The organism is Acinetobacter sp. RW6 (assembly GCF_041956835.1).
GTDB lineage: Bacteria > Pseudomonadota > Gammaproteobacteria > Pseudomonadales > Moraxellaceae > Acinetobacter > Acinetobacter calcoaceticus.
The window spans coordinates 1,282,205-1,307,050 of record NZ_CP167121.1; the positions used below are offsets into that span (position 1 = coordinate 1,282,205).

A 24,846-nucleotide genomic window follows, 5' to 3' on the forward strand; every position below is an offset into this window, starting at 1 on the left:
AATAGAGTGATTAAAACTGTGAATTTTGAACTTAGCGCTCGTGGCAAACAATATTTAGAAAAAGTTAAGCAATTCATGGCAACTGAAATTGAGCCTATTGAGGAAGAGTTTTGGGCTGAGGTTCGACGGACTTGCGACCATGAGGATTGGACCACATGGAAATGGCCGACCGCTTTGGAAACATTAAAAAATAAGGCAAAGGAAGCTGGTTTGTGGAATATGTTCTTACCTGATGACACATTAGGTGCGGGTCTGAATATTCAAGAATATGCTCATATCGCAGAACAAACGGGTCGTAGTTTTTTAGCCCCAACCGTTTTTAACTGTAATGCTCCAGATACTGGCAATATGGAAGTTTTATGGCGTTATGGGAATGAAGAGCAGAAAAAACAATGGTTAGCACCATTATTAAAAGGTGAAATTCGTTCAGTTTTTTGTATGACCGAGCCTGAAGTTGCATCAAGTGATGCCACCAATATGCAAACTACCGCAGTTATTGAGGGTGATGAAATCGTTCTCAATGGTCGAAAATGGTGGTCATCAGGTTTAGGTGATCCGAATGCTAAAATATTGATTGTGATGGCACGTACACCCGATGCAAATAAAGGTCAACACCAACAGCATTCGATGGTTTTAGTACCTATCGATACGGCTGGAATCAAGATTGAAAGAATGCTTCCAGTTTTTAATGAAACTGAGGCACCCCATGGTCACGGTGAAATTAGTTTTAATAATGTACGTGTACCCGTGAGTAATTTCATTAGCGAAGCTGGACAAGGTTTTGCAATTGCACAAGGGCGTTTAGGGCCAGGGCGAATACACCATTGTATGCGCTGCGTGGGAGCATCTGAACGTGCTTTAGAATTGGCAATTGATCGTGGTATGAACCGTACGGCATTTGGTCAACCAATTTTAGAATTAGGCGGCAATAAAGAGCGTATCGCAGATGCCCGAATTGCGATTGATCAAGCTCGATTATTGACTTTGTATGCAGCATGGAAAATGGATACTGTTGGGAATGTTGCAGCTATGACTGAAATTTCAGCCATTAAAGTAGTCGCACCCAATGTGATGCAACAAGTCATGGACATGGCGATTCAAATTCATGGTGGAATGGGAATATCAAATGATACACCGTTGGTTCGTTTTTTTGCTCTTGCGCGAACTTTACGTTTAGCGGATGGTCCAGATGAAGTTCATAAACGTGTTATTAGTAAAATCGAGTTAAAAAAGCGGGGATATAGCCACCATCGAGCAGAGGGGAAATAACCATGTCTGTGATTGATGTTGGTGGTCAGGTACGTCAGGGTGAAGAACTCAACATAACTGCTATACAAGAGTGGCTGTTTCAACAGGGTATTTATTTAAAAGGTACACCCAAAATAACTCAATATTCGGGTGGGGCCTCTAATTGGACTTATCGGATTGAATGCGATAATCACGATTTGATTTTACGTCGCCCACCATCAGGTACAAAAGCAAAATCTGCTCATGATATGGTGCGGGAATATCGGGTGCAAAAAGCACTTAAGCCACTTTATCCTATGGTTCCAGAAATGGTGGCATTGTGTACAGATCACACCGTTATTGGTTGTGATTTTTATGTGATGGAACGTATCGAAGGCATAATTCTTCGGGCTGATCTGCCCCAAGACCTAAGTTTAAGTAGAGATCAGCTCAAAGTTCTCTGTACAAATATGCTGGATTCTTTAATCGCCTTACATCAACTCCCTTATCAAGGCACTGATTTAGAAATGCTAGGTAAAGGCGAGGGTTATTGTCGTCGCCAAGTTGAAGGATGGGATAAGCGTTATGAAAAAGCATTAACGCCTGATGTACCAAATTTCAGTGAGATAAGACAATGGCTACATGCGCATGTCCCTCAAGACATTAAAACGTGTGTCATTCATAACGATTGGCGATTTGATAACCTCATTTTAGATCGTCAACAACCTACCTCTATTATTGGGGTGTTGGATTGGGAAATGACGACGCTCGGCGATCCACTTATGGATTTAGGATGTGCTTTGGCTTATTGGGTACAAGATGACGATAACGCAATATTGAAATCTATGCGTCGTCAGCCAACCTATTTACAAGGCATGTTTTTACGTCAGGAAGTCGTGGACTATTATCTGCAAAAAACAGGTTTACATACCAACAATTGGACGTTTTACGAGGTATTTGGCTTATTTCGTTTAGCCGCTATTCTCCAGCAAATTTATTATCGTTATTACCATAAAGAAACTCAAAATCCCGATTTTAAAAATTTTGGGAGTTTTGTCGAAAATTTATATGAGCGTTGTTTACAACTGACTTTACAAAACCCATGAACATAAGGAAATGATATGGCTACAAATTTATTCGATTTGACTGGAAAAATAGCCTTAGTTACAGGTGCAAGTCGTGGTATTGGTGAGGAAATTGCCAAACTTTTAGCTGAACAAGGCGCACATGTGATTGTGTCTAGTCGCAAGGTAGAAGATTGCCAACGCGTTGCTAATGAAATTATTGCAGCAAATGGTAAAGCGGAAGCAGTTGCTTGCCATGTAGGTAAACTAGAAGATATTGCAGAAATTTTTGAATATATTCGTAAAGAACATGGTCGTTTAGATATTTTAGTCAACAATGCAGCTGCCAATCCCTATTTTGGCCACATTCTTGATACGGATATTGGGGCCTATAACAAAACGGTTGATGTCAATATTCGTGGATATTTCTTTATGTCTGTCGAGGCAGGTAAATTAATGAAGGAACAGGGCGGCGGTGCAATTGTGAATACCGCATCTGTAAATGCCCTACAACCCGGAGACCAACAAGGTATTTATTCTATTACCAAAGCTGCGGTGGTGAATATGACCAAAGCCTTTGCAAAAGAATGTGGACCATTGGGTATTCGAGTGAATGCTTTATTGCCGGGTCTTACCAAGACCAAATTTGCATCGGCACTATTTGAAAATGAAGATATTTATACAAGCTGGATGAGTTCAATTCCATTACGCCGTCACGCAGAGCCACGTGAAATGGCGGGAACGGTAATTTATCTGGTGTCCGATGCTGCAAGTTACACCAATGGTGAATGTATTGTGGTTGATGGCGGTTTAACTATTTAGGGAGGAATAGCAATGTACGAACATTATTCAGATCAAGTGGTCTTAATCACAGGTGCGGCGAGTGGATTTGGTGCATTGCTGGCAGAGCAACTGGCAAAGTATGGTGCAAAATTAGTGTTGGGCGACTTGAATATTGAAGGGTTAAATACTGTAGTTGAACCGCTACGCCAAGCAGGAGTGGAGGTGGTTGCGCAAGTGTGTGATGTCAGCTGTGAAGCAGATGTACAGGCTTTGGTGCAAAGTGCAGTTACTCAGTTTGGTAGAATCGATGTCGGGATCAATAATGCAGGTATGAGTCCGCCTATGAAAAGCTTTATTGATACCGATGAAGCAGATCTGGATTTGAGTTTTGCCGTCAATGCCAAAGGTGTGTTCTTTGGAATGAAGCATCAAATTCGTCAGATGTTGCAACAAGGTAGTGGCATTATTCTGAATGTTGCTTCTGTTGCAGGTTTAGGCGCGGCTCCCAAATTGGCTGCCTATGCTGCGGCAAAGCATGCTGTGGTGGGATTAACCAAAACAGCAGCGATTGAATATGCAAATAAAGGCATTCGAGTTAATGCAATTTGTCCATTTTATACAACCACCCCGATGGTGGTCGACAGTGAACTCAAAGAGAAACAAGACTTTTTAGCGCAGGCCTCGCCAATGAAGCGTCTTGGCCATCCAAGCGAAGTGGTGGCAATGATGCTGATGATGTGTGCCAAAGAAAACTCATATCTTACAGGTCAAGCCATTGCAATTGATGGCGGCGTGACAGCTTATTAAAACATTTATTAAATACATCTTATTCATTTATTTAGGAAAAAATCATGACAATTAATTTAAACAATCGAGTGGCTATTGTTACAGGTGCAGGCGCTGGTCTAGGGCGGGAACATGTGCTGTTACTGGCTCGTTTGGGTGCAAAAGTGGTCGTGAATGATCTGGGTAGTGATGTAAACGGAAAAGGCGGCTCAACCATGGCGGCCCAAAAAGTCGTGGATGAAATTATTGCAGCGGGTGGCGAGGCGATGGCAAATGGCGCTTCAGTCACTGATATTGAACAAGTTCAACAGATGGTAGATGAAACAATTGCCCGTTGGGGACGTGTAGATATTTTAATTAATAACGCTGGAATTCTCCGAGATAAAACCTTTAGTAAAATGTCATTAGAAGATTTCCGTACAGTAATTGATGTGCATCTCATGGGGGCGGTAAATTGCACTAAAGCCGTATGGGATATTATGCGTGAGCAAAAATATGGACGTATTGTCATGACCACTTCATCCTCAGGTTTGTACGGCAATTTTGGGCAGTCAAACTATAGTGCTGCAAAAATGGCCTTGGTTGGGTTAATGCAGACGCTTGCTTTAGAAGGTGAAAAATCTAATGTTCGAGTGAACTGTCTAGCACCAACAGCAGCAACTCGTATGCTTGAAGGGTTGTTACCTGAAGAAGCACTAAAAGCTCTTGCGCCAAGTGCGGTCAGTCCTGCAATTGCGGCCTTGGTTAGCGAAGATGCGCCTACCCGTATGATTCTTTGCGCTGGCGCAGGTAGTTTCGAAGCTGCCCACATTACCCTTACGCAAGGAATTTATTTAGGTACAGATGAACAAGTTCCTCATGTTTTAGCACAACGTTTAGCTGATGTTTCAGACCGAACAGATGAGTTTGTGCCTGTCAGAGGAGGCGCTCAGGGTGAGCTTGAGCTGAAAAAGGCTTCATTAATGGCAGGAGAATAATTTTGACAAAAAATACATTAAGCATCGAGCAACTCTTTGAGTTACAAGGCAAGGTACTCGGTAGCTCAGAATGGATTGCAATAGAGCAAACCATGATCAATACCTTTGCTGATGTAACACTGGATCGTCAATTTATTCATGTGGATGAAGAAGCTGCTCGTCAAACTCCTTTTGGTGGCACGATTGCGCATGGTTTCTTAACCCTATCTTTGCTTTCAGCCATGGCCGCCCAAGTCATTCCTACTGTAAAAGGTCAGCAATCTGCCGTGAATTATGGCATCAATAATTTGCGTTTTATCAGCCCTGTGCATAGCGGTAAGCGTGTGCGTGGGCATTTTCACTTAAAGAATGTTTCCGAGAAAAATAAGGGCGTTTATCAACTGATCATGGAAGTCAGTATTGAAATTGAAAACCAAGCCAAGCCAGCACTTGTTACAGAGTGGCTTACACTTGTGAACGTATAGGAATAAACCATGAGCAATGAATTAATTCTCTCTCGCCGTGATGTAGATTTTTTGCTATTCGATTGGCTAAAAGTCGAAGAACTTAGTCAACGCAATTCTTTTGCAGGACAGGACCGTTTTGAATATACGTCTGTTTTAAACGTTTACGAGGCTTTGGCAACCGATTTATTTGCTCCTCATAATAAAAAAAATGACAGTAACGAACCTGTTTTTGATGGTGAGCGTGTGACCGTTAATCCTGAAGTCGGAGTCGCGCTTAAGGCCTTTGCTGATGCGGGTTTGATGAGTGCTGCTTTTCCATCAGATTGGAATGGTATGAACCTACCAAATACCATTGAGCGTACAGGTATGGCATATCTACTCGGTGCCAATTCAGGAACAGCAGGCTATGCCTTTTTAACCATTGGTAATGCAAATTTATTAATGGCCCATGGTGAACCTGAAAAAGTGAAACCCTATGTCAACGCCATGATGGAAGGTAAATGCTTCGGAACGATGTGTTTATCTGAACCACAAGCAGGTTCAAGTCTTGCTGATATCCGTACACGTGCGATTAAAACAGAAGATGGTCGTTATCGCTTGTTTGGAAACAAAATGTGGATTTCAGGTGGCGAGCACGATATCTCTGACAATATTGTTCATTTAGTTTTGGCAAAAATTCCAGATGAAAATGGACAATTACCAGCAGGTGTGCAAGGCATTTCTTTGTTTACTGTACCGCGCAAATTACTCGATGAAATTGGACAGCCAAGCGAACGCAATGATGTGGTGCTGGCTGGGATTAACCATAAAATGGGCTATCGGGGAACAGTGAATTGTGTGCTGAATTTTGGGGAAGGTCGTTTCACACCCGAAGGAGAAGCAGGTGCAATTGGCGAGCTAGTCGGCGAAGCTGGTAAAGGGCTGGCCTATATGTTTCATATGATGAATGAAGCCCGAATTTCGGTTGGACTTGGCGCGGCAGCATTGGGATATACAGGTTATCTGCATGCTTTAGATTATGCAAAAACCCGAGTACAAGGTCGCTCTCGTAGCGAACGTAATCCAAGTTCTCCACAAATTCCTCTCATTCAACATGCAGATGTTCGCCGTATGCTCTTAGCACAAAAAGCGTATGTCTCAGGTGCATTGGCACTCTGCCTCTATGCAGCCCGATTAACCGATGATATTCAATCACTTGAAAATGATGAGCAACGCAATCAAGCCAATCAATTACTTGATCTATTAACGCCTGTGGTGAAAAGCTGGTCTTCTGAATGGGGACTTGTGGCCAATGATTTAGCAATTCAAGTTCATGGCGGCTACGGTTATACCCGTGAATATAACGTTGAACAGTTTTATCGGGACAATCGACTTAACCCAATCCATGAAGGAACATTTGGCATTCAGGCACTCGATTTATTAGGCCGTAAAACTCGTCTTAATCAGGGGCTGTCAATGAAACTATTACATGAAAAAATCATGAATACGATTGAGCAAGTGAAAGCAGAGCCTTCTTTAAAAGATCATGCAGATCACTTAGCCCAAAAGTGGCAACTCATCCAAAATGTAACAGAGAAATTACATGCCTTAACCGATGTAGAACTCCAACTGGCAAATGCTGCTAATTATCTGGAAGCCTTTGGACATCTTGTGGTGGGATGGTTGTGGCTTGATCAGGCCGTAGTGATTCATAAGCTCATGCCAAACTCAACAGACCCTGATTTTTTGCACGGGAAGCTTGCAGCTTGTGATTATTTCTTTGGTTGGGAAATGCCAAAAATTATGAGTTGGTTAGCCGTACTTGATCCGGTAGAAACGACTCCACTCACTTTGCCGGAAGAATGGTTTTAGTAAGAACCATTTCTTAAACATGCCGTTGAACGGGTAGGAGGATAACCTGATTTTATAGAAAATACCTAATAACAATCATCATGTAAAAACAAACTTCGGGCGTTCGGTATAAGAGCGCCCTAATAAGTAAAAATAAAAATCTAGGACGGATTAAAAAGATGAAAAAGAAAACTTTAGTCATGGTAATGGCTTCATTTTGTACGAGCCCACTCTATGCAGCAGCATTTGATCGAACAGGACAATCAATTTCTGCATTTCTACAGCCGGGTAACTATTTTGAGGCCAGTTTATCTGTTTCAGACACTTCATTAGAAGGACAAGAAGCGGGTACGAACCCAACGCGTAATACTATTTCTGATATTGCAAATTCTGATTATCGTCCGAGTGCAGCTTTAAAATTACAATTAGCTCCGCAGTTTTCATTTGGCTTTCTTTATGATCAGCCATTTACATCCGACTCAGAATATTATGGAAAGAACAGCTTTGTTGCTACCCCGAACGATACGGTTTTAGTACCAGGCATTAATTCTGCAACACTTGCTCAAAAGACAGGTGGAGAAGTCGTAACAGGGAACACCAAATCAAATTTTGTTATGCAAAATTTTAGTCTGATTTTTGGTTATCAACTGAATAAAAACTGGAATTTTTATGCAGGTCCGGTTTATCAAACTTTTAAAAGTAACGTCAATTTAAGAGGTCAAGTTTTCAGTTTATATAATGGCTATGACTTTGATGCCAAAGAAGTGGGAGATTGGGGATGGACGGCAGGATTGGCTTATCAAATTCCCGAAAAAGCCATTAAAGCCTCATTAACCTATCGTTCAGAAATTATGCATGAAGTGACTGCCAATGAAAATGCACCAATGGTTGATATGTTAAGTACGCAACAAGGTCGTGATTTTCTTGATCAGCATTTGGCGTATATGGTTTCTATAGGGCAACTCACTGAATCACGTAAAGAAGCGCTCAATCATATTGTTGCGGGCTTACCAGGCGCAGGAACCTCAGGTCCAACTAAATTTAGAGCACCAGAGTCGGTTAATTTGGAATTTCAGACTGGATTACGCAAAGGCACTTTATTGTTTGGTAACGTACGCTGGGTTCACTGGAATGATTTTGAGTTTAAACCCTATCGTTTTGGTGAAATCTCAGAAGTTGTTGGTGTTTTATCAACACCAAGTCGTCCAAATGGTTTTAATCTGGTTCGTTATTATGACGATCAATGGTCTGCCAATCTTGGCATTGGTCAACGTCTAAGTGATAAATGGTCAGGTTCAGTTTCTGTTGGATGGGATTCGGGTGCAGGTGAGCGTGTTTCCACAGGTGGGCCAGCTAAAGGTTATTACAATGTCGGTCTAGGTGCGCAATATAGTCCAACTGCCAAATACTTTATTTCAGGTGGAATGAAGTATCTATGGCTAGGTGATGCCAAAGGCCAGCTTGGTGCTCAGGCAGGCAGTGAATATTATGTCGGTGAATATAAAAATAACTATTCAATTGGTTATGGTTTGAAAATTGGTTATAAATTTTAACTTAACAATAATGACATAGATGACACAGAAGAAAATCGAAATTCCTCTCTATCATAAAGGACGATAAGATGACAAATCAGATCTGGTTAGATGAATATAAGCAATGGAATATTGAAAGTACGATTACATTGCCAGATGAAAAAACTTCACTTCTCGATTTTTGGGACAACAGTTTTAGTAAGTTTCAGCAAAGAAATGCGTTCATATTTGCAGATAAATCTTTTTCTTATGCTGAAATCGATTTATATAGCCGAAAAGTAGCAACCTTCTTGCAAAGTTTAGGGTTAGAAAAAGGTACACGTGTTGCCGTAATGATGCCCAATATTATTCAATACCCGATTATTTCACTTGCCGTAATTCGGGCAGGTTACATTCTGGTCAATATTAATCCACTCTATACCGCACGTGAATTAAAGCATCAATTAAATGATGCAGGCGCAAAAGTCTTATTTATATTGGAACAGTTTTTACCTGTTTATGAGGCTATCAAAGAGCAGGTGCCGGTTGAGCAGATTATTACCACCACAATGACTGAAATGTTAGTCGAACAACCTGCTGAATTAGACACATCAGATTTAAAAAACTATAGTTTTAAGCAAATCTTATTGAAGGTAAATGCCCAAGATTATATACGTCCCCAACTTGTTCTTGATGATACTGTGCTTTTGCAATATACGGGAGGAACAACAGGTGTATCAAAGGGTGCGGAATTAACCCATAAAAATATTGTCGCCAATTTATTACAAAATAATGTGGTTTTTAAAAGCTATTTTGGTGACCGAGATGTTTTTGAAGATGAAATAGCGATCTGTGCTTTACCGCTTTATCATATTTTTGGTTTTACTGTGTGTTTATTGCACAGTGCAATGAATAAAGGTTATGCCACTGTTTTAGTTCCAAACCCGCGTGATTTAGATGCTCTCGTGCATTGTTTTGAAAAATATCGCCCTACAGTTTTTCCTGCCGTAAATACTTTATTTAATGCACTGCTTAATCATGAAGGCTTTAATAAATTGGACCATAGCCGTTTAGAAATTACCACAGGTGGCGGTATGGCAATTTTAAAATCCACTGCTGATGGATGGGAAAAACTGACTGGACGTATTATCCGTGAAGGATATGGCTTATCAGAAACCTCACCAGTTGCTACCTTTAACCCGCCCATCTCTAATCTGTTTAGTGGCACGATCGGTATTCCTGTACCGAGTACAGATATTGCTATTTTGGATGATGAAGGTAATCAATTAGCACCCGGTGAAACTGGAGAAATTGCAATTCGTGGCCCGCAGGTCATGAAAGGTTACTGGAATTTGCCTGAAGAAACTAAAGCTGTCATGACCGATGATGGTTTCTTTAGAACGGGTGATATTGGGTTCATGAATGAAAAAGGCTATACCAAAATCATTGACCGCAAAAAAGACATGATTTTAGTTTCAGGCTTTAATGTTTTTCCAAACGAAATTGAAGAAGTTTTAGCGCAACACCCAAAAATTTTAGAAGTCGCCGTGGTCGGCATTGCAGATGAAAAGTCGGGTGAAGTGCCTAAAGCCTTTATTGTTAAAAAAGATGATTCTTTATCGGTTGAAGAAATCCAGACCTATGCAAAAGAAAACCTGACAGGCTACAAACAACCACGCTATATTCAATTTATTAATGAATTACCCAAGTCGAATGTGGGTAAAATTTTAAGAAAAGAACTAAAGGTTTAATAAGAATTTTTAATTTTTTAATTAAAAACATAAGCATATGGAACTAGAAGCTCCATAAAGAAATGGAAAAAAAGGAATGAGATTATGGGTTCAGGATTAATTACCGTATTTTTACCAATTGCACTTGCAATTATTATGGCTGGTTTGGGTCTGGAGTTGACCATACATGACTTCAAACGTGTACGACAACACCCAAAAGCAGTTTTTATCGCATTATTTTGCCAACTGGTTATTTTAGTCAGCATTGCTTTTATTATTTGTAAGGTTCTTGCTTTACCACCCATGCTCGCCGTGGGTTTAATGCTACTTTCTGCATCACCAGGTGGCCCAACTGCTAATTTATTTAGTTATCTCTATAAAGGAGATATTGCTTTAAATATTACTTTAACCGCTATAAATTCGGTGATTGCTGCCTTTACACTTCCATTAATTGTGAATTTTGCAATACAACACTTTATGGAAAATGGACAAAATGTAGGATTACAATTCTCTAAAATCATACAAGTTTTCCTCATTATTTTAGTACCTGTGGGTATTGGGATGTTAGTCCGTCATTTTTCACCGCATATGGCTGAAAAGCTCAATAAACCTGTGCGTATTTTTGCTATCGTTTTTCTTGTATCAATCATCATATTGGCAGTGGCGCGAGATTACCAAAATCTGATGACATATATTGGACAAATTGGATTGGCTACTTTGCTTTTCTGCGTGTGTAGTTTAATGGTTGGCTATTTTGTTCCACGATTATTCGGTGTAAATAGCTTTCAGGCAAAAGCTTGTGCGTTTGAAATTGGGATTCATAACAGTACTTTAGCCATGACTATTGCTTTTACAGTAATGGCAAGCAGTATGGCCGCTATGCCAGCAGCAGTTTATTCATTATTTATGTACATTGTTGCAGCAATTTTTGGCACATTGCTAAATCGTCTAGAAAAGAAACAGATAGCACAAATATCAACTACCACCTAAAGTGAAATCAAAGCATCTTTAGTAATATCTATCAAATAAAGATATTTAATCATCAGCAAATCTTTACAGTTTGAATTAAAAAAGGAGGTCACTACCTCCTTTTTTAATTCTCAAGATCGAATATGTTGATGGCTAAGTAAATACCGTTATTCTCTGAACTGTCTCTTACATCAAAGAATATAAAAAATAATAAGTCTTTGTTTCGTGAGAGCCCTCACCACCAGCTTGATGGCAGCCAAGCTAGTGTACAGTCTAAGTGATGCTTATTGCTTTAAAGGAATCCAGCCAGGCATGCCTTGAATGATGGCCCAAAGCTTCTGTGGAATCTTGAGAGTATCTATCTTAGTTGGATCAAGTTCAATGTTCACTTCCTGTTCTTGTTTAAGATGATCGACCCAGTCTGGATTGATGATCAGCCCGCGTCCAACCGAAACCATAGATAGCCCAGTATCCAGTGCTTGCTTGGCTTGATCTGGTGTCAGAATGCCACCAGCGGCCAAAACAGGTACACGATCGTCGACCCGATTAATGATACGACTGATAATGGATGGTCCTGTTGGATCGTCGATAGGGCAGTCAGTCAACAGGTTAGCCAAAGAGACATGAATATAATCGACCCCGAGGTCCAACAATTGGTCAATAAAAGTAAGAGTTTGGTCAATACGGTAACCTTCATCGACTGTCTCTTCAGGTGAAAGGCGGACACCGATAGCAAATGGGCGGTCAGCATAATTGGCTATAATGCGCTTGATTTCTGCAACGACGGCTAATGGGAACCTCATGCGATTTTCTGACGAGCCACCCCATTCATCGGTGCGTGTATTGGTAGCTGGCGACAGGAAATTTTGCAAAAGAAAACCATGGGCGCCATGCACTTCGATGCCGTCAAAACCCGCCTCAATACCGCGTCTTGTTGCTTCACCGAATGCCTTGATCATCTGCAAGATTTCATCGCTTGTCAGTGCTCGAGGTGTCAGCGGTGCCATGAAAGGAGTAGCTTTCGTCAAGATAGCGCTCGAGCTCACAACATCTGCATCGGGAATGAGATGAGGTAGTGCCTTGTTGCCTGCATGAAATAGCTGAAGAATGGCTGGTGCGTCACCACTCTTTGCAGCGTCAGCAAGCCGCTTAAGACTTGGAATATAGCTGTCGTCAGCAGCAGAAAACTCATTTGTGAATCCAATACCATTAGCGGTGACTTGTGCACAGCCGCTAATGACCAAACCCACACCTTTAACGCGAAGACGGTAATAGGCTTCCTCTTCATCCGAGATTTGAAAATCATCAGTGCTTGACCAAGTTGTCATTGGCGACATCACAATACGATTGCGAAGAGTTATGCCTGAAGCAAGCTCAAGAGGATGGAAGAAGTTATTCAGAATAGACATCAAATAGACTCTAAAAATGTGTAAGTCTTAATGGTATATATTATAAACCTAGTGTCAATTAGGTACTTTAAGTAGACTAGGTATACTCACGTAAACCACCTCAAACTTCATTTTCATAGTAATTACTTGCCACACTGTATGATGTGACTCTCAATTAAGCTGGCTAAGCGAGTGGATTGAGAGCTTGTTGTTCAAGCGTTTAGATTGGTATAAAATTTAAACCTAGTACCACATTGGTGTGTAGTTGTTCAGGGAGAGTCATGGAACATTCGATGTTAGTTATTGAACCGCAGTGTTTTTCATCAGATTGCCCAAGCAGAGCCTTATTTGATCAAATTGCAGATAAATGGTCGATGATGGTATTGGCTGTTTTAGAGGATGGTCCACATCGTTTTAATGCGATTAAGCGTCGGTTGGAAGGTGTTACACAAAAGGCTCTGACCCAGTGTCTGCGCCGTTTGGAGCGTAATGGACTTATTTCCCGCCATGTGATTTCGTCTCCACTGGCTGTTCAATATGAAATCACGCCTCTGGGCAATACCTTGCAGCAACCCTTACGACAACTGCATGCGTGGACAATTGATAAGCTTCCAATGGTTGAACACGCTCGAAATGCATTCGATCTGCAAAATTCTGTATAAATAATTTCTAACCGTGCTCATATCCTAAGAAATAAGCTAATTTTTAATGAGGAGTTAGGGTAAAACTACAACTAGCACTAGGTTGTGAATTGTCTTCAATGCATCTGTAAACTACTGACTATTTTTTAGTAGTATCAATAGAAACTAAAACAGATAAATAAGGCATATTTTAAATATAAAAAGGCCATGTTTGAGCTTAATAAATTAAAAAAGATAGATTTTTAATTATTTACGATCCGCTTCTCAAGCATCTCCATAAAGGTTTTTAAAATAATATTGTGGTTTTTGCCTTTGTGAGTAATTAAGCAAATGGGGGTACTGTAATGCATTTCTCCCTTTGAAACAGCTTGCATAAAACCATCTTCAACCCATTTTTTAGCATAGTGGTCGGGTAAAAAACCTAAAAATTTTCCAGTTAAAATCAGAAATGCAATTCCTTCACGGTCACTTGCTGTCGCTTTACAGTCTAAAAGCTGGTGCAACTTTGCTGCTTCTGGTGTAATCGCATAATTGGGGAGTACCGCTTGCCAGGTTTTTAACTCATCTAAATTGAGGTTGCTACATTTGCCAAACAAGGGATGGTTTTTACCGCAATATAAAAATGAGCTTTCGCTATATAAATCAAAGTAATCAAGACCAGACAAAGGGGTAACAAGGGGAATTGCTCCTGCATGTAAACGATTATCTAGCACACGGCACTCAATATCTGAAAGTGTGCTCATACTAATGTTAATAATCACTTCAGAATGTTCTTCGGCAAGTTGTGCCAGCGTATTGGTAATGTAGCCACTTGGCATGGTCACAAGGTTGTTAATAATGCCTATATTAAATTCACCTTTTAGACGGTTATGCATTTGATTAACTTTAGAGCGAAAGTCTTCGATAGATGCGGTGAGCACTTCTATATATTCTAAAATTTCCCGTCCTTCATCCGTCAGGGCAAACCCTGCACGGCCACGTTGGCATAACCGAATGCCCAGACGATTTTCTAAATCACTCATATGCAGACTAATTGCAGAGCGGCTAATGCCAAGAATACTTTCGGCAGACGTAAAGCTATGACAGTCACAAACTGTTTTAAAAATTTTAAGTAATTTAATATCAAAATCAGTGACTTGATTTAATTTTTTAGGTTTCATTTAGTTTTGTTTTTTTAAATCTAAACTCAAGATAATTTGAATTTATCAAAACTATATCGCTATGTACACTCAAAAAATAGCCTCAAAACAAGAAGAGTGATTATGTTTGATATCGACAAATTAACTGATGACAACGCAGCATCGGAAACCGTTCAATCAAATGCTCAGATGAGCTTAAATTATCAAGCGCATTGGATGCCATTTTCTGCAAATCGTAATTTCCATAAAGATCCACGCATGATTGTTGGTGCTAAAGGATCTTATTTAATTGATAGCGCAGGCCGCGAAGTCTACGACTCTTTGTCGGGCCTTTGGACTTGTGGTGCAGGGCATACGCTTCCAGAAATTCAGCAAGCCGTGAGTACTCAGTTAGCCAAACTTGATTATTCTCCGGCATTTCAGTTTGGTCATCCATTATCGTTTCAGTTGGCTGAACGAATTATTCAGCATATGCCTGAAAAATTGCAGCATGTGTTCTTTACCGACTCGGGTTCAGAGTCAGCTGACACCGCAATTAAAATGGCGCGTGCCTATTGGCGAATTAAAGGCAAACCAAGCAAAACTAAACTGATTGGTCGCGCACGTGGGTACCATGGGGTAAACGTTGCAGGAACCAGCCTTGGAGGCATTGGTGGCAATCGTAAAATGTTTGGTCAGCTCATGGATGTAGACCATTTACCGCACACCTTGCAGCCCGATTTAAGTTTTACCAAAGGCTGTGCTGAAACAGGTGGTGTAGAACTTGCCAATGAAATGCTTAAGTTAATTGAGCTGCATGATGCATCTAATATTGCCGCTGTCATTGTAGAACCAGTTTCTGGTTCGGCAGGATGCATTGTGCCGCCGACTGGTTATTTAAAACGCTTAAGAGAAATCTGCGACCAACACGATATCTTGCTGATTTTCGATGAAGTCATTACTGGTTTTGGGCGAATGGGTAAATGGACTGCTTCAGAATATTTTGACGTTACGCCAGATATTTTAAATTTTGCCAAACAAATTACCAACGGCGCTATTCCGCTTGGTGGCGTGGTGGCAAGCCATGAAATTTATGATGCCTTTATGCAGCAAGATTTACCGGAACATGCGGTTGAGTTCACCCATGGTTATACCTATTCGGCGCATCCTGTGGCTTGCGCGGCTGCTTTAGCAACACTCGATGTTTTAGAGAAGAAAAATTTAATTCATCAATCGGCTGATTTGGCTCCAAGCTTTGAAAAACTTTTACATGAATTAAAAGGCGCTCCAAACATTCTTGATATACGCAACTGCGGGCTGATTGGTGCTGTGCAATTAGCACCACGTGATGGCGATGCGACGATTCGTGGTTTTGAAATTGGCATGCAACTTTGGAAAGCGGGTTTCTATGTGCGTTTTGGCGGCGACACACTCCAATTTGGCCCAATGTTTAATAGCACAGAGGCAGAGTTACAAAGACTCATGAACGCCGTAGGTGAAGCAATTTACCAAGTCAAATAACACTGATCGACTTAAAACTTAATTGGAAAAGATGAATAGACACAAGGAATAAAGATGAACACTTTAGAGAATTTTGACAGCAACGCGATTGCCAACACAGACACAGATTCAAGTCAGCAAACCGTTAAAGTAGTAGGGCATTTTATTGATGGTGGCCCCGTAACCAAAACTACCAAGAAACAGCCGGTTTATAACCCAGCGACTGGTGAGAGTACTAAAGATGTTGCACTTGCAGACGCAGAGCTGGTCAACCACGTGGTTCAAATTGCAGAGCAGGCTTTTCCAGCATGGCGTGATACACCAGTGATTAAGCGTGCACGTGTTATGTTTAAATTTAAGCAATTACTCGAAGAAAATGCTGACAAGCTTTGCCAGCTGATTGGCGAGGAACACGGGAAAATTTGTCACGATGCAAAAGGTGAATTACAACGTGGCATCGAAAATGTCGAATATGCATGTGGTGCGCCTGAGTTTTTAAAAGGTGAATATTCGAAAAATGTTGGGCCAGATATTGATTCATGGAGCGAATTTCAACCACTAGGTGTGGTTGCTGGGATTACGCCTTTTAACTTTCCAGCAATGGTCCCATTGTGGATGTTCCCAATGGCGATTGTTTGCGGTAACTGTTTTATTTTAAAGCCTTCAGAAAAAGCGCCGTCGGCTGCTTTATTTCTAGCTGAACTGTTAAAACAAGCAGGATTACCAGATGGTGTTTTCAATGTTGTAAATGGCGATAAAGAAGCTGTTGATGCGTTATTGCATCATCCAAAAATTCAAGCGGTGAGCTTTGTTGGGTCAACGCCTATTGCGGAGTACATTTACCGTACAGCAACGGCGAGTGGTAAACGTTGTCAAGCATTAGGCGGAGCCAAAAATCACGCCATTATTATGCCCGATGCTGACATTGATAATGTGGTGACTTCTTTGTTAGGTGCGGCATTTGGTTCATCTGGCGAACGTTGTATGGCACTGTCCGTGGCTGTGGCAATTGGCGATGAAGTTGCAGATGTTGTGATTGAAAAATTAAAACAAGAAATGAAGCAGTTGAAGTTTGGACACTATGCAGATGAGCGTAATGACTTCGGACCGCTCATTACGCAAGCACATAAAGACAAAGTACAAGCTTTTATTCAAAGTGCTGAACAACAAGGTGCTAAAATTGTTGTGGATGGTCGTGATGCAAAACCAGCAGGTTATGAGAAAGGTTTTTTTGTTGGGCCAACTTTAATTGATCAAGTTTCACCAGACATGACGAGTTACCAGCAAGAAATATTTGGTCCTGTTTTACAGGTCATTCGTGTACAAACCATGCAAGATGCAATGCAACTTATTAATGACCATGAATATGGTAATGGAACGTGTATCTACACTCGTGATGGCGAGGCTGCACGTTATTTTACCAGCCATATTCAAGTTGGAATGGTTGGGGTCAATGTGCCACTACCTGTGCCAGTTGCATATCATAGTTTTGGTGGCTGGAAACGTTCATTGTTTGGTGATTTATATGCGTATGGGCCAGATGGTGTGCGTTTTTATACACGCCGTAAAACCATTACGCAACGTTGGCCTTCGACTCAAGTCCGTGAATCCAAACAGTTCGCTATGCCTACATTAAATTGATGAATAAAAAGGGAAAACTCTGATTTTCCCTTTTTTGTTTCGTACAAGTTGGAGAAGTACATTTTTAAGACGGTTTTAAAATCAGTTTGTCAATTTGAAGGAATCGAATATGAACAATGATAAAACAACAAAATTAGGTGAAGGACTTTCTAACCGACATATCACCATGATTAGTATTGGCGGCGTTATTGGTGCGGGTTTATTTGTAGGTTCTTCTGCGGCAATTGCAAAAGCAGGGCCAGCTGCCGTACTCGCTTATATAATTACAAGTATTTTGGTTTTTCTGGTTATGCGTATGCTGGGTGAAATGGCGGTAGCGCAACCAGACACAGGTTCATTTTCTACATATGCCCGTAAAGCAATCGGCCCTTGGGCTGGGTTTACCATCGGATGGTTATATTGGTGGTTTTGGGTACTGGTTATTCCAATTGAAGCCATCGCAGGGGCTGAAATTTTACATGCATGGTTCCCACAAATTTCCAGTGCCCTTTATGCGTTTGCCTTTATTATTTTACTCAGCCTAGCTAACTTTTTTAGTACCAAAAGTTTTGGTGAATTTGAGTTTTGGTTTGCCCTCATTAAAGTCGTTGCAATTGTAGTATTTATCATCATCGGGGCAATGGCTGTATTTGGAATGTGGCCTTTAGCAAAAAATGTGAGTGGTATCGGCAATCTATTTTCAAATGGTGGCTTTATGCCACATGGCATGGGCGGAGTTGTATCGGCTATTTTAATCTCGGCATTTTCATTTTTTGGAATCGAAATTCTTTCAATTGCTGCGGCAGAATCTAAAAATCCCGAAGAAAAAATTAAACGTGCGACTAATTTGGTGCTTTACCGAATTATTTTATTCTTTGTTGTTTCTATTTTTCTTGCAGTTGCTTTGGTCGATTGGAGTTCGCCAGACTTACAAAAATTTGGCACCTTCCAGTTTGTGTTAATGAGCCTGAATGTTCCTGAGACTAAATTGATTATGGATGCTGTCGTTTTTATTGCAGTTGCAAGTTGTATGAATGCCGCAGTTTATACCTCATCTCGAATGCTATTTGCTTTAGGTACACGTCAGGAAGCCCCGAGAGTTGTGACAAAAATTAATGGAGCGGGCGTACCGACTTCGGCTGTGTTTTTATCTACTTTGATTGGTGTGGTCTGCTGTGCGGTCAACTATATGTTTCCAGGCCAAGTCTTTGGGTTCTTGCTCTCAACAACTGGCTCAATTGCGTTACTGGTGTATCTGGTGATTGCATTTTCACAATTGCGTTTAAGACAGAAATGGGAAAAAGAGGGTACAGCGGTATCTTTTAAAATGTGGTTGTTCCCATGGTTAACTTGGTTTGTGATTTTAGTCATTATGACTGTTTTAGGTTATATGTTCTTATCACCAGCTTATAGTTATGAAACTACTTTATCTTTGGGCGTAACTTTACTTGTGGTTGTTTGCGGGTTGTTCATCACCCGAAAGCGTAAAGCAACCAGAGCGGTTGCCATGAATTTAGATTAATTAAAAAGGCTTTACATATGAAAGGACGGGCAAATACCGTCCTTTCTGAAATTTCTAATGATTAGATTTATTTTGATAAGACAGTTTTAATCCAAAAACGATACTGTCGTTATTTGTAAATCTTCCAACAATATCACCATTTTGGCGTTTAGCTTCAGCATCTCCGAGCCATAAATATTTGCCGCCAAATGAGATAGCCCATTCGGGTAAAAAATGATATTGGAATCCAAGTCCGACTCCCCAATAACCATTAATTGGACCTAATGCATTTGCAGGGTCTCCAAGGCCTGAGTCCCAATTAATTGATGTGGATAGGACAAACTTTTCAGTCATTTTTCGAGCCAATCCAATTTGTGCAGACCATTGATCCTTCTCATAACTAATTAATGGAAACCCAGTATGGTCGGGACTCGCTGGTGCAGTTCGCTCTGCTAATTTGGCAGGCTTTAACTCGAAATCTTTCCATGGTACCCAACGGACATTTGCAGTTAATAAAGTTTTTTTATTCAAACCTGTTTGAAAATCAAAATTAATCGATTCTGGAGAGGTAAATATTACAGGTGAAATGTAAATATCATTACTTAATGCGCTAAATTGTTCTGTGCCTTCGGTTTTATGTCTGATTTCTGAACGATAGGTCAGGGCTGCTTTTAACCCTAATTCAGGCTTTTTAATATTTAATCCCATGACCCAACCAGTAGCATAATCTGAGTCTAGGTCAGCATTGTAATTTGCCATACCTTTATAAATGTGCCCACGTAATTGTACTTTACCTTGTATCTCTTCAATCGCAGGCCCTGCATAAATACCTAAATATTCATTAATATTCAGGCCAACTAAACCAGTCAAATTATGACTACTCAACGTAGCATTAGTTCCTTGTGCTAGGTGATTCACAGGCTGAGAGACAAAATCATTTTGGCCATGATGTTGAAGATCTATACTAAAGGGTTGGTCATAAAGAAGGCCAACACTAATATTTTCATTTAAATCAGTTTTTAATCCGCCTCTGAGGGATGAGTAGTTGTTGGTAATATTCGGAATATGTTGTGGATTTCCATGAGAACTTAGACCAGTATCTTGCCCACTTATTTGGGGAATAACATAGTTATAAGAAACGGAAGCATAGGTACCATCTTGAAAAAAATCAGTCACTGGCTGTCCAGATCTATCCAAAGCAGCAGCAGATGCTGTATTCATAAATGGTGATGTTGCTAAAATAAATAACGAGTAACGAGTAACGCGTGAATACATGAGAGCCTCAAATTCCTTTTGGGGCATACAACATTCTAATTAATTTTTTTTATTAGAACGCTGTATGAATATCATCAATATAGTGATTTCAAGCTAAGTACTTATGCTTGATTTAGTGTTTATGAATTCTTTCCTTTAATCTTCTCCTATTGAGTTATTTTTTATATTTCAGTTATGCACGGATGACACATCGGAAACCTATATGACTACTAGAAGTGTCAACAGCTTCAGGATGTCTGGCGGCTGGTCTGTATCGTCGACAATAATTAGGGGCGCAGAGGTGAGAACCTCCTTTAAGTACTTGCCGAGGGATAGAAATCTCAGGCATTGCGGGGTCATAACTTTGATTTTTCGCACCGCCGCGTGGATTGTGTCGTATACAGCAAGGTGAAACCGATTTAAATTGGTGGGTTGGCGACCAAAAATCTGCTGTCCACTCCCATACATTTCCAATCATGTCATATAGCCCATAATCATTTGGGGGAAATGTTTTTACAGGAGAAGTTCGTGAATAACCATCTTCCATTGTATTTTCATAGGGAAAGTCTCCTTGCCATGTATTGGCCATATGCTTGCCAAGAGGAGTGAGTTCATCACCCCAAGCGAATTCACAACCTTCAAGAGTTCCTCTAGCTGCATATTCCCATTCCGCTTCAGAGGGTAGAGATTTTCCACGCCATGATGCATAAGCCAAAGCATCACAATAAGCAATATGAACAACAGGATGATCATCTAAACCATGAATAGTTGATCCAGGGCCTTGTGGATTACGCCATGTCGTTCCAAATTCAAATTTCCACCAAGACCAATCTGTTAAATCAGTGGGCTTTAAAGGGGGAACAAATAGTAAGGAACCCGGTTGTAACATGTGAGCTGGAGCCCCCGGATAATCGTTTGGATTAGGAGGGAGTTCGGCAAAAGTGATGTAACCCGTTGCTTCAACAAATTGTTTAAATTGCAAGTTTGTAACAGGTGTTTTATCAATCCAAAAAGGAGAAACACTAACCTGATGTGCTGGGGCTTCTTCGGGATAATGGGTGTTTGAACCCATTAGGAAAGTACCACCATTGAGGTAAACCATATCATTCATATCAATATCTATTAATAGCTCGTTGTTGGTCTGTCTTACTCATTATCTAAATAGCACAGGAGTCTTATATCTTTTCATGGTTTCTAAGTGCCTCATTACAGCTTCTTTTAAAACCGGAATTTGAGGTTGCTTTAGAGGAGCCATTGCGTGCTCTTCTTTCGGATCAATAAGTAAGTTGAAAATCTTACCGCCGTATAGCAACGGTTGAGCTGTACCTTGAAAAGGACTTGCTTGTGGCCATGTATCAGGAATGTTAAAGCTTTGTTCTTTAACTAATAATTTATATTCGGCAATGCGAACACCCATAAAATTATCATTTGCCCAATAATATTGGACTCGACGGCGTGATTTTCCATCGTCAGCAACGAGGAATGATGACTGATCGATAGTATCCATATAGCGATCACTTGGCATACTATTCGTCGCACCAGCTAAGCCTAAGGCAGTCGCATAAATATCTGTCAGATCAAATAACCCTTCTGATATACGTCCAGGTTTTATTACTCCAGGCCAGAAGGCAATACCGGGAACGCGGACGCCTCCTTCAAAACTGGTCGCTTTTGCTCCACGAAATGGGGTGACCCCTGTATCTGGGAAGGCTTCTGTAAATGGGCCATTATCACTCGCTAAAATAATCAGCGTATTCTCTGATTGTCCTGACTTTTCTAATGCTTTTCGAATCTGTCCTATTCGATAGTCAATTTCCACTAAGGCATCTTTATATGGATATTTAGCAAGTGATTTGCCTACAAAATCAGGATGGGGATAATTATCATTGTGACAGCAACGTGCGCCCATATAGAGAAAAAATGGCTTATTACTATTTTTTGAATCATTAATAAAGCTAATTGCTTTATCTGTTAGTTTTTCATCCACGAGACGGATTGAGTCATTATCGATAGGAAAAACAGCTTTAGCTTCTTGTCCTTTAGACGCTTCAACAATGGCCATTATTTCACCTTCGGCAGCCCATTTTTTTCGAGCAGGATCCAGCATTAACTCTGGATTACGCCAAGGTTCTCGCCACGCCGTATAATCGTCAGATGAGGTCAGAATTCCATAATAATGATCGAAGCCCACATTTTGAGGTTGAGCTTCTTTGGTAGAGCCTAGATGCCATTTACCTATTGCTTGCGTTACATAACCAGCATCTTTGAGTTTTTGGGGAAGGGTTGTGTTGGGGTTAATACCTCTTTCATGAGCACCTTCGCCAGGTAGCATTGGACGTAATAGTCCTGTTCTGATGGGTAATTGTCCGGTTAAAATTGAAGCTCTGGTCGGTGTACAGGATGGTTGTGAATAGGCATTCATTAACTGTAGACCATCTTTAGCCATACGATCCATGTTTGGTGTAGCAGCACCGGTAGAAACCCCTCCACCGTATACTCCAAGATCGCCCCAACCAACGTCATCTAATAAAATAACGATAATATTAGGAGAGTGGCCAAACCGTTGTTTAAGTACATTTAATCGTTGTTGGGCGGATGACTCTTGTTTAGCGCGAGTAATGGATGGTTCTTGATTTGGGTGTTCGGTTTTAGTTTGAGCTAAAAATGTATCATCCGTCATCGCTGTAGTTTGAGCATTAATATTTTGTGCCAATGCCGATAGGGCGAATGCGGAAATTAGAGCTGTACTCATGCGTAATTTTGTAGTCAAGGGCATGATATGTTCCTGATAATTAGATGATATCTCTAACTTTTAGCTCCTGTAGTGTTGAGCTTAATCATTAGAAAATTAGTAACAGAAGAGAGTTGCATTAAAATAGGTGACCTAAATTAATTTACAAATCAATCTCTTAGAGAACAGAAAGCCCTGACTGATAATTTTTCTTCTTCAAATGATTTTTTAAGAAGTAAATAACTTTAAAAAAAATAGATGGCAATCCAAAATTGAACATAATTTATTCCTTTAATTAATCTATTCGGAATTCCCCAAACGTAAAAACTTAAGCCGGATTTGGAAAATCTTTAACGTAAACTATATTTTTTATAAGTAACTTTCAATTGATAAAAATTTATGAAAAATACATATATATATGATATTAAACATTATTTTTTGAAAATAGACCTAAAGCAGAAATGAAATGGCATAAATTAGAAATAGATGTTTAGTAAGGGAATACTCTTCCAAGAGAAGGCTATGGGGAGTGGCTGTAATAGAGGTGAAAAATAAATGGAAAAAGCTAACTCTGTATGTAAGTTATTGTTTAGTGTATGATAAATTTAGGATTAGAAGAGTAGTAGTTTATATTTTACTGAGATAGTTTGTGATTAAGACTTTCAAAATATTTCTCAAAGTTTCTTACTAAAATTTATTTATATTAATAGGTTTTATTGGTGTAAAAGTGAAGGAAAAATTTAATACAAATGGGAAAGTTCGAGTTGGGTTAATTAATCATATACTAGATAATTGTGATTTTTTTAACATTACCCGCGAAGAGTTAATAGATAAAATTAATTTAAATGAAAATCTATTGATAGATCCCAATTCTTTTGTTTTATTTGAATATTTAGAAAAAATAATACTTTTTTTATTTTCTAATTCAGATGATCCATTAAGTATATTAAAGTTTATTGAAAAAAATAACTCGGTAGCAAATGGGGTATTAGGTTATTTAATTGAAATTAGCTCATCCTTAGAAGAAGCCATAGAAACCTTTGAAAAGTATTGGGAGCTAAATGGTAGAATTGGTAAGGTTTTTTTGATTGAAAAAGATAATTATATTTTCTTGGAATGGGTATGCCTATTAGGCAGTCCTAAATTCATACAATATGCAACAGAATATAAAATTGCTTGGTGGGCTAGTATTGTTCAACTTGTAAAAAGTAATGAACAAAATGTTTTACAGTCAATACATTTTAAACATGATATTTTAAAAGCTGAAGATATCATCTTTTATAGAAATTTTTTTAAATGCCCTGTGTATTTTAACCAACCTGAATCAGCAATAATTTTATCAAAGAATGCCTTAAAACTACCCTTAAAAACAGCAAACCGTAGGTTGTATGAAAATGTTGAAAATTATGCGAAATTAATTATTAAAGAATCGGTAGGTAGTAGTGAGTTTACTAACGGTGTGCGTTCTATTCTATATGAGCAGTTACATATAAGTGGAAATTTTTCACGTGAATATATCGCAGAGAAATTAGGAATAAGTGTACGTACATTAAGTAGAAAATTACTTGAAGAGAATAGTAAATATAGTGATATTTTAGATGAAGTTAGATTTGATCTCGCAAAAAGTTATTTGGAAAATAATAATTTTAAAATATCTCTAATTTCGAAATCTTTGGGTTTTTATACCAGTAATGCTTTTATTACTTGGTTTAAATCTCGGACTGGTAAATCACCAAAGAAATATCGGGATGATTTTATTTGATCACAATT

The 24,846-nt window shown here is 39.7% G+C and carries 20 protein-coding genes; 15 read left to right on the top strand and 5 right to left on the bottom strand.

Going from position 1 to position 24,846, the window contains the following annotated elements:
• The first annotated feature begins 18 nt into the window (after positions 1-18).
• The 10 genes from ACB088_RS06070 (at position 19) to ACB088_RS06115 (ending at position 11,344) form a co-directional block, all read left to right on the top strand.
• Positions 19-1,269, top strand: a complete 1,251-nt coding sequence (locus ACB088_RS06070) for an acyl-CoA dehydrogenase family protein (RefSeq protein ID WP_375038311.1) — start codon at positions 19-21, stop codon at positions 1,267-1,269.
• A 2-nt stretch (positions 1,270-1,271) separates the two neighbouring features.
• The gene (locus ACB088_RS06075; RefSeq protein ID WP_375038312.1) at positions 1,272-2,333 is read left to right on the top strand and encodes a phosphotransferase family protein; all 1,062 of its coding nucleotides are present in this window, start codon (positions 1,272-1,274) and stop codon (positions 2,331-2,333) included.
• Between the two features lie 15 nt (positions 2,334-2,348).
• Positions 2,349-3,113 carry an SDR family oxidoreductase gene (locus ACB088_RS06080; RefSeq protein WP_375038313.1) on the top strand — a complete coding sequence of 255 codons (765 nt, stop codon included), beginning with the start codon at positions 2,349-2,351 and terminating at the stop codon, positions 3,111-3,113.
• Positions 3,114-3,125: 12 nt separating this feature from the next.
• Positions 3,126-3,881, top strand: coding sequence for an SDR family NAD(P)-dependent oxidoreductase (locus ACB088_RS06085; protein WP_375038314.1), 756 nt, complete (start codon positions 3,126-3,128; stop codon positions 3,879-3,881).
• Positions 3,882-3,925: 44 nt separating this feature from the next.
• A complete protein-coding gene (locus tag ACB088_RS06090) occupies positions 3,926-4,837 on the top strand; it encodes an SDR family NAD(P)-dependent oxidoreductase (protein ID WP_375038315.1) in 912 nt (303 codons plus the stop codon).
• 2 nt (positions 4,838-4,839) lie between these two features.
• A complete protein-coding gene (locus ACB088_RS06095) occupies positions 4,840-5,301 on the top strand; it encodes a MaoC family dehydratase (protein ID WP_375038316.1) in 462 nt (153 codons plus the stop codon).
• A 9-nt stretch (positions 5,302-5,310) separates the two neighbouring features.
• Complete coding sequence (locus ACB088_RS06100; RefSeq protein ID WP_375038317.1) at positions 5,311-7,134, top strand: acyl-CoA dehydrogenase; 1,824 nt, start codon at positions 5,311-5,313, stop codon at positions 7,132-7,134.
• 158 nt (positions 7,135-7,292) lie between these two features.
• The gene (locus ACB088_RS06105) at positions 7,293-8,666 is read left to right on the top strand and encodes an OmpP1/FadL family transporter (protein ID WP_375038318.1); all 1,374 of its coding nucleotides are present in this window, start codon (positions 7,293-7,295) and stop codon (positions 8,664-8,666) included.
• A gap of 68 nt (positions 8,667-8,734) precedes the next feature.
• Complete coding sequence (locus ACB088_RS06110; RefSeq protein WP_375038319.1) at positions 8,735-10,375, top strand: AMP-binding protein; 1,641 nt, start codon at positions 8,735-8,737, stop codon at positions 10,373-10,375.
• Between the two features lie 84 nt (positions 10,376-10,459).
• A complete protein-coding gene (locus tag ACB088_RS06115) occupies positions 10,460-11,344 on the top strand; it encodes a bile acid:sodium symporter family protein (protein WP_375038320.1) in 885 nt (294 codons plus the stop codon).
• A 263-nt stretch (positions 11,345-11,607) separates the two neighbouring features.
• Here ACB088_RS06115 and ACB088_RS06120 read toward each other — a convergent pair whose 3' ends face one another.
• Positions 11,608-12,732 (bottom strand): NADH-dependent flavin oxidoreductase, encoded by a 1,125-nt coding sequence (locus ACB088_RS06120; protein ID WP_375038321.1) that lies wholly within the window; start codon positions 12,730-12,732, stop codon positions 11,608-11,610.
• Between the two features lie 260 nt (positions 12,733-12,992).
• Here ACB088_RS06120 and ACB088_RS06125 point away from each other — a divergent pair, with 260 nt between their 5' ends.
• A complete protein-coding gene (locus ACB088_RS06125; protein ID WP_092705926.1) occupies positions 12,993-13,373 on the top strand; it encodes a helix-turn-helix domain-containing protein in 381 nt (126 codons plus the stop codon).
• Between the two features lie 221 nt (positions 13,374-13,594).
• On the opposite strand, the gene ACB088_RS06130 is transcribed toward ACB088_RS06125, so the two are convergent.
• The gene (locus ACB088_RS06130; RefSeq protein ID WP_375038322.1) at positions 13,595-14,512 is read right to left on the bottom strand and encodes a LysR family transcriptional regulator; all 918 of its coding nucleotides are present in this window, start codon (positions 14,510-14,512) and stop codon (positions 13,595-13,597) included.
• 96 nt (positions 14,513-14,608) lie between these two features.
• Here ACB088_RS06130 and ACB088_RS06135 point away from each other — a divergent pair, with 96 nt between their 5' ends.
• From ACB088_RS06135 to ACB088_RS06145, 3 genes are all read left to right on the top strand, one after another.
• The gene (locus ACB088_RS06135; protein ID WP_375038323.1) at positions 14,609-15,991 is read left to right on the top strand and encodes an aspartate aminotransferase family protein; all 1,383 of its coding nucleotides are present in this window, start codon (positions 14,609-14,611) and stop codon (positions 15,989-15,991) included.
• Positions 15,992-16,045: 54 nt separating this feature from the next.
• Positions 16,046-17,611, top strand: coding sequence for a CoA-acylating methylmalonate-semialdehyde dehydrogenase (locus ACB088_RS06140; protein ID WP_375038324.1), 1,566 nt, complete (start codon positions 16,046-16,048; stop codon positions 17,609-17,611).
• Between the two features lie 109 nt (positions 17,612-17,720).
• A complete protein-coding gene (locus tag ACB088_RS06145; protein WP_375038325.1) occupies positions 17,721-19,112 on the top strand; it encodes an amino acid permease in 1,392 nt (463 codons plus the stop codon).
• A gap of 54 nt (positions 19,113-19,166) precedes the next feature.
• Here the strand turns inward: ACB088_RS06145 and ACB088_RS06150 are convergent, their stop codons facing one another.
• From ACB088_RS06150 to ACB088_RS06160, 3 genes are all read right to left on the bottom strand, one after another.
• Entirely contained in the window at positions 19,167-20,366 is a 1,200-nt protein-coding gene (locus ACB088_RS06150; protein ID WP_375038326.1) for an OmpP1/FadL family transporter, read from the bottom strand.
• 172 nt (positions 20,367-20,538) lie between these two features.
• Entirely contained in the window at positions 20,539-21,456 is a 918-nt protein-coding gene (locus ACB088_RS06155) for a formylglycine-generating enzyme family protein (RefSeq protein ID WP_017389697.1), read from the bottom strand.
• Positions 21,457-21,498: 42 nt separating this feature from the next.
• Entirely contained in the window at positions 21,499-23,121 is a 1,623-nt protein-coding gene (locus tag ACB088_RS06160; RefSeq protein WP_375038327.1) for an arylsulfatase, read from the bottom strand.
• A 682-nt stretch (positions 23,122-23,803) separates the two neighbouring features.
• Here ACB088_RS06160 and ACB088_RS06165 point away from each other — a divergent pair.
• Positions 23,804-24,838, top strand: a complete 1,035-nt coding sequence (locus tag ACB088_RS06165) for an AraC family transcriptional regulator ligand-binding domain-containing protein (RefSeq protein WP_375038328.1) — start codon at positions 23,804-23,806, stop codon at positions 24,836-24,838.
• The last annotated feature ends 8 nt before the right edge of the window (positions 24,839-24,846 follow it).

Bases quoted from the DNA above. Each gene is read 5' to 3' on its own strand.
- ACB088_RS06075 (WP_375038312.1), top strand. From the start codon at position 1,272: ATGTCTGTGATTGATGTTGGTGGTCAGGTACGTCAGGGTGAAGAACTC.
- ACB088_RS06080 (WP_375038313.1), top strand. From the start codon at position 2,349: ATGGCTACAAATTTATTCGATTTGACTGGAAAAATAGCCTTAGTTACA.
- ACB088_RS06085 (WP_375038314.1), top strand. From the start codon at position 3,126: ATGTACGAACATTATTCAGATCAAGTGGTCTTAATCACAGGTGCGGCG.
- ACB088_RS06090 (WP_375038315.1), top strand. From the start codon at position 3,926: ATGACAATTAATTTAAACAATCGAGTGGCTATTGTTACAGGTGCAGGC.
- ACB088_RS06100 (WP_375038317.1), top strand. From the start codon at position 5,311: ATGAGCAATGAATTAATTCTCTCTCGCCGTGATGTAGATTTTTTGCTA.
- ACB088_RS06105 (WP_375038318.1), top strand. From the start codon at position 7,293: ATGAAAAAGAAAACTTTAGTCATGGTAATGGCTTCATTTTGTACGAGC.
- ACB088_RS06110 (WP_375038319.1), top strand. From the start codon at position 8,735: ATGACAAATCAGATCTGGTTAGATGAATATAAGCAATGGAATATTGAA.
- ACB088_RS06115 (WP_375038320.1), top strand. From the start codon at position 10,460: ATGGGTTCAGGATTAATTACCGTATTTTTACCAATTGCACTTGCAATT.
- ACB088_RS06120 (WP_375038321.1), bottom strand. From the start codon at position 12,732: ATGTCTATTCTGAATAACTTCTTCCATCCTCTTGAGCTTGCTTCAGGC.
- ACB088_RS06125 (WP_092705926.1), top strand. From the start codon at position 12,993: ATGGAACATTCGATGTTAGTTATTGAACCGCAGTGTTTTTCATCAGAT.
- ACB088_RS06130 (WP_375038322.1), bottom strand. From the start codon at position 14,512: ATGAAACCTAAAAAATTAAATCAAGTCACTGATTTTGATATTAAATTA.
- ACB088_RS06140 (WP_375038324.1), top strand. From the start codon at position 16,046: ATGAACACTTTAGAGAATTTTGACAGCAACGCGATTGCCAACACAGAC.
- ACB088_RS06145 (WP_375038325.1), top strand. From the start codon at position 17,721: ATGAACAATGATAAAACAACAAAATTAGGTGAAGGACTTTCTAACCGA.
- ACB088_RS06150 (WP_375038326.1), bottom strand. From the start codon at position 20,366: ATGTATTCACGCGTTACTCGTTACTCGTTATTTATTTTAGCAACATCA.
- ACB088_RS06155 (WP_017389697.1), bottom strand. From the start codon at position 21,456: ATGAATGATATGGTTTACCTCAATGGTGGTACTTTCCTAATGGGTTCA.
- ACB088_RS06160 (WP_375038327.1), bottom strand. From the start codon at position 23,121: ATGCCCTTGACTACAAAATTACGCATGAGTACAGCTCTAATTTCCGCA.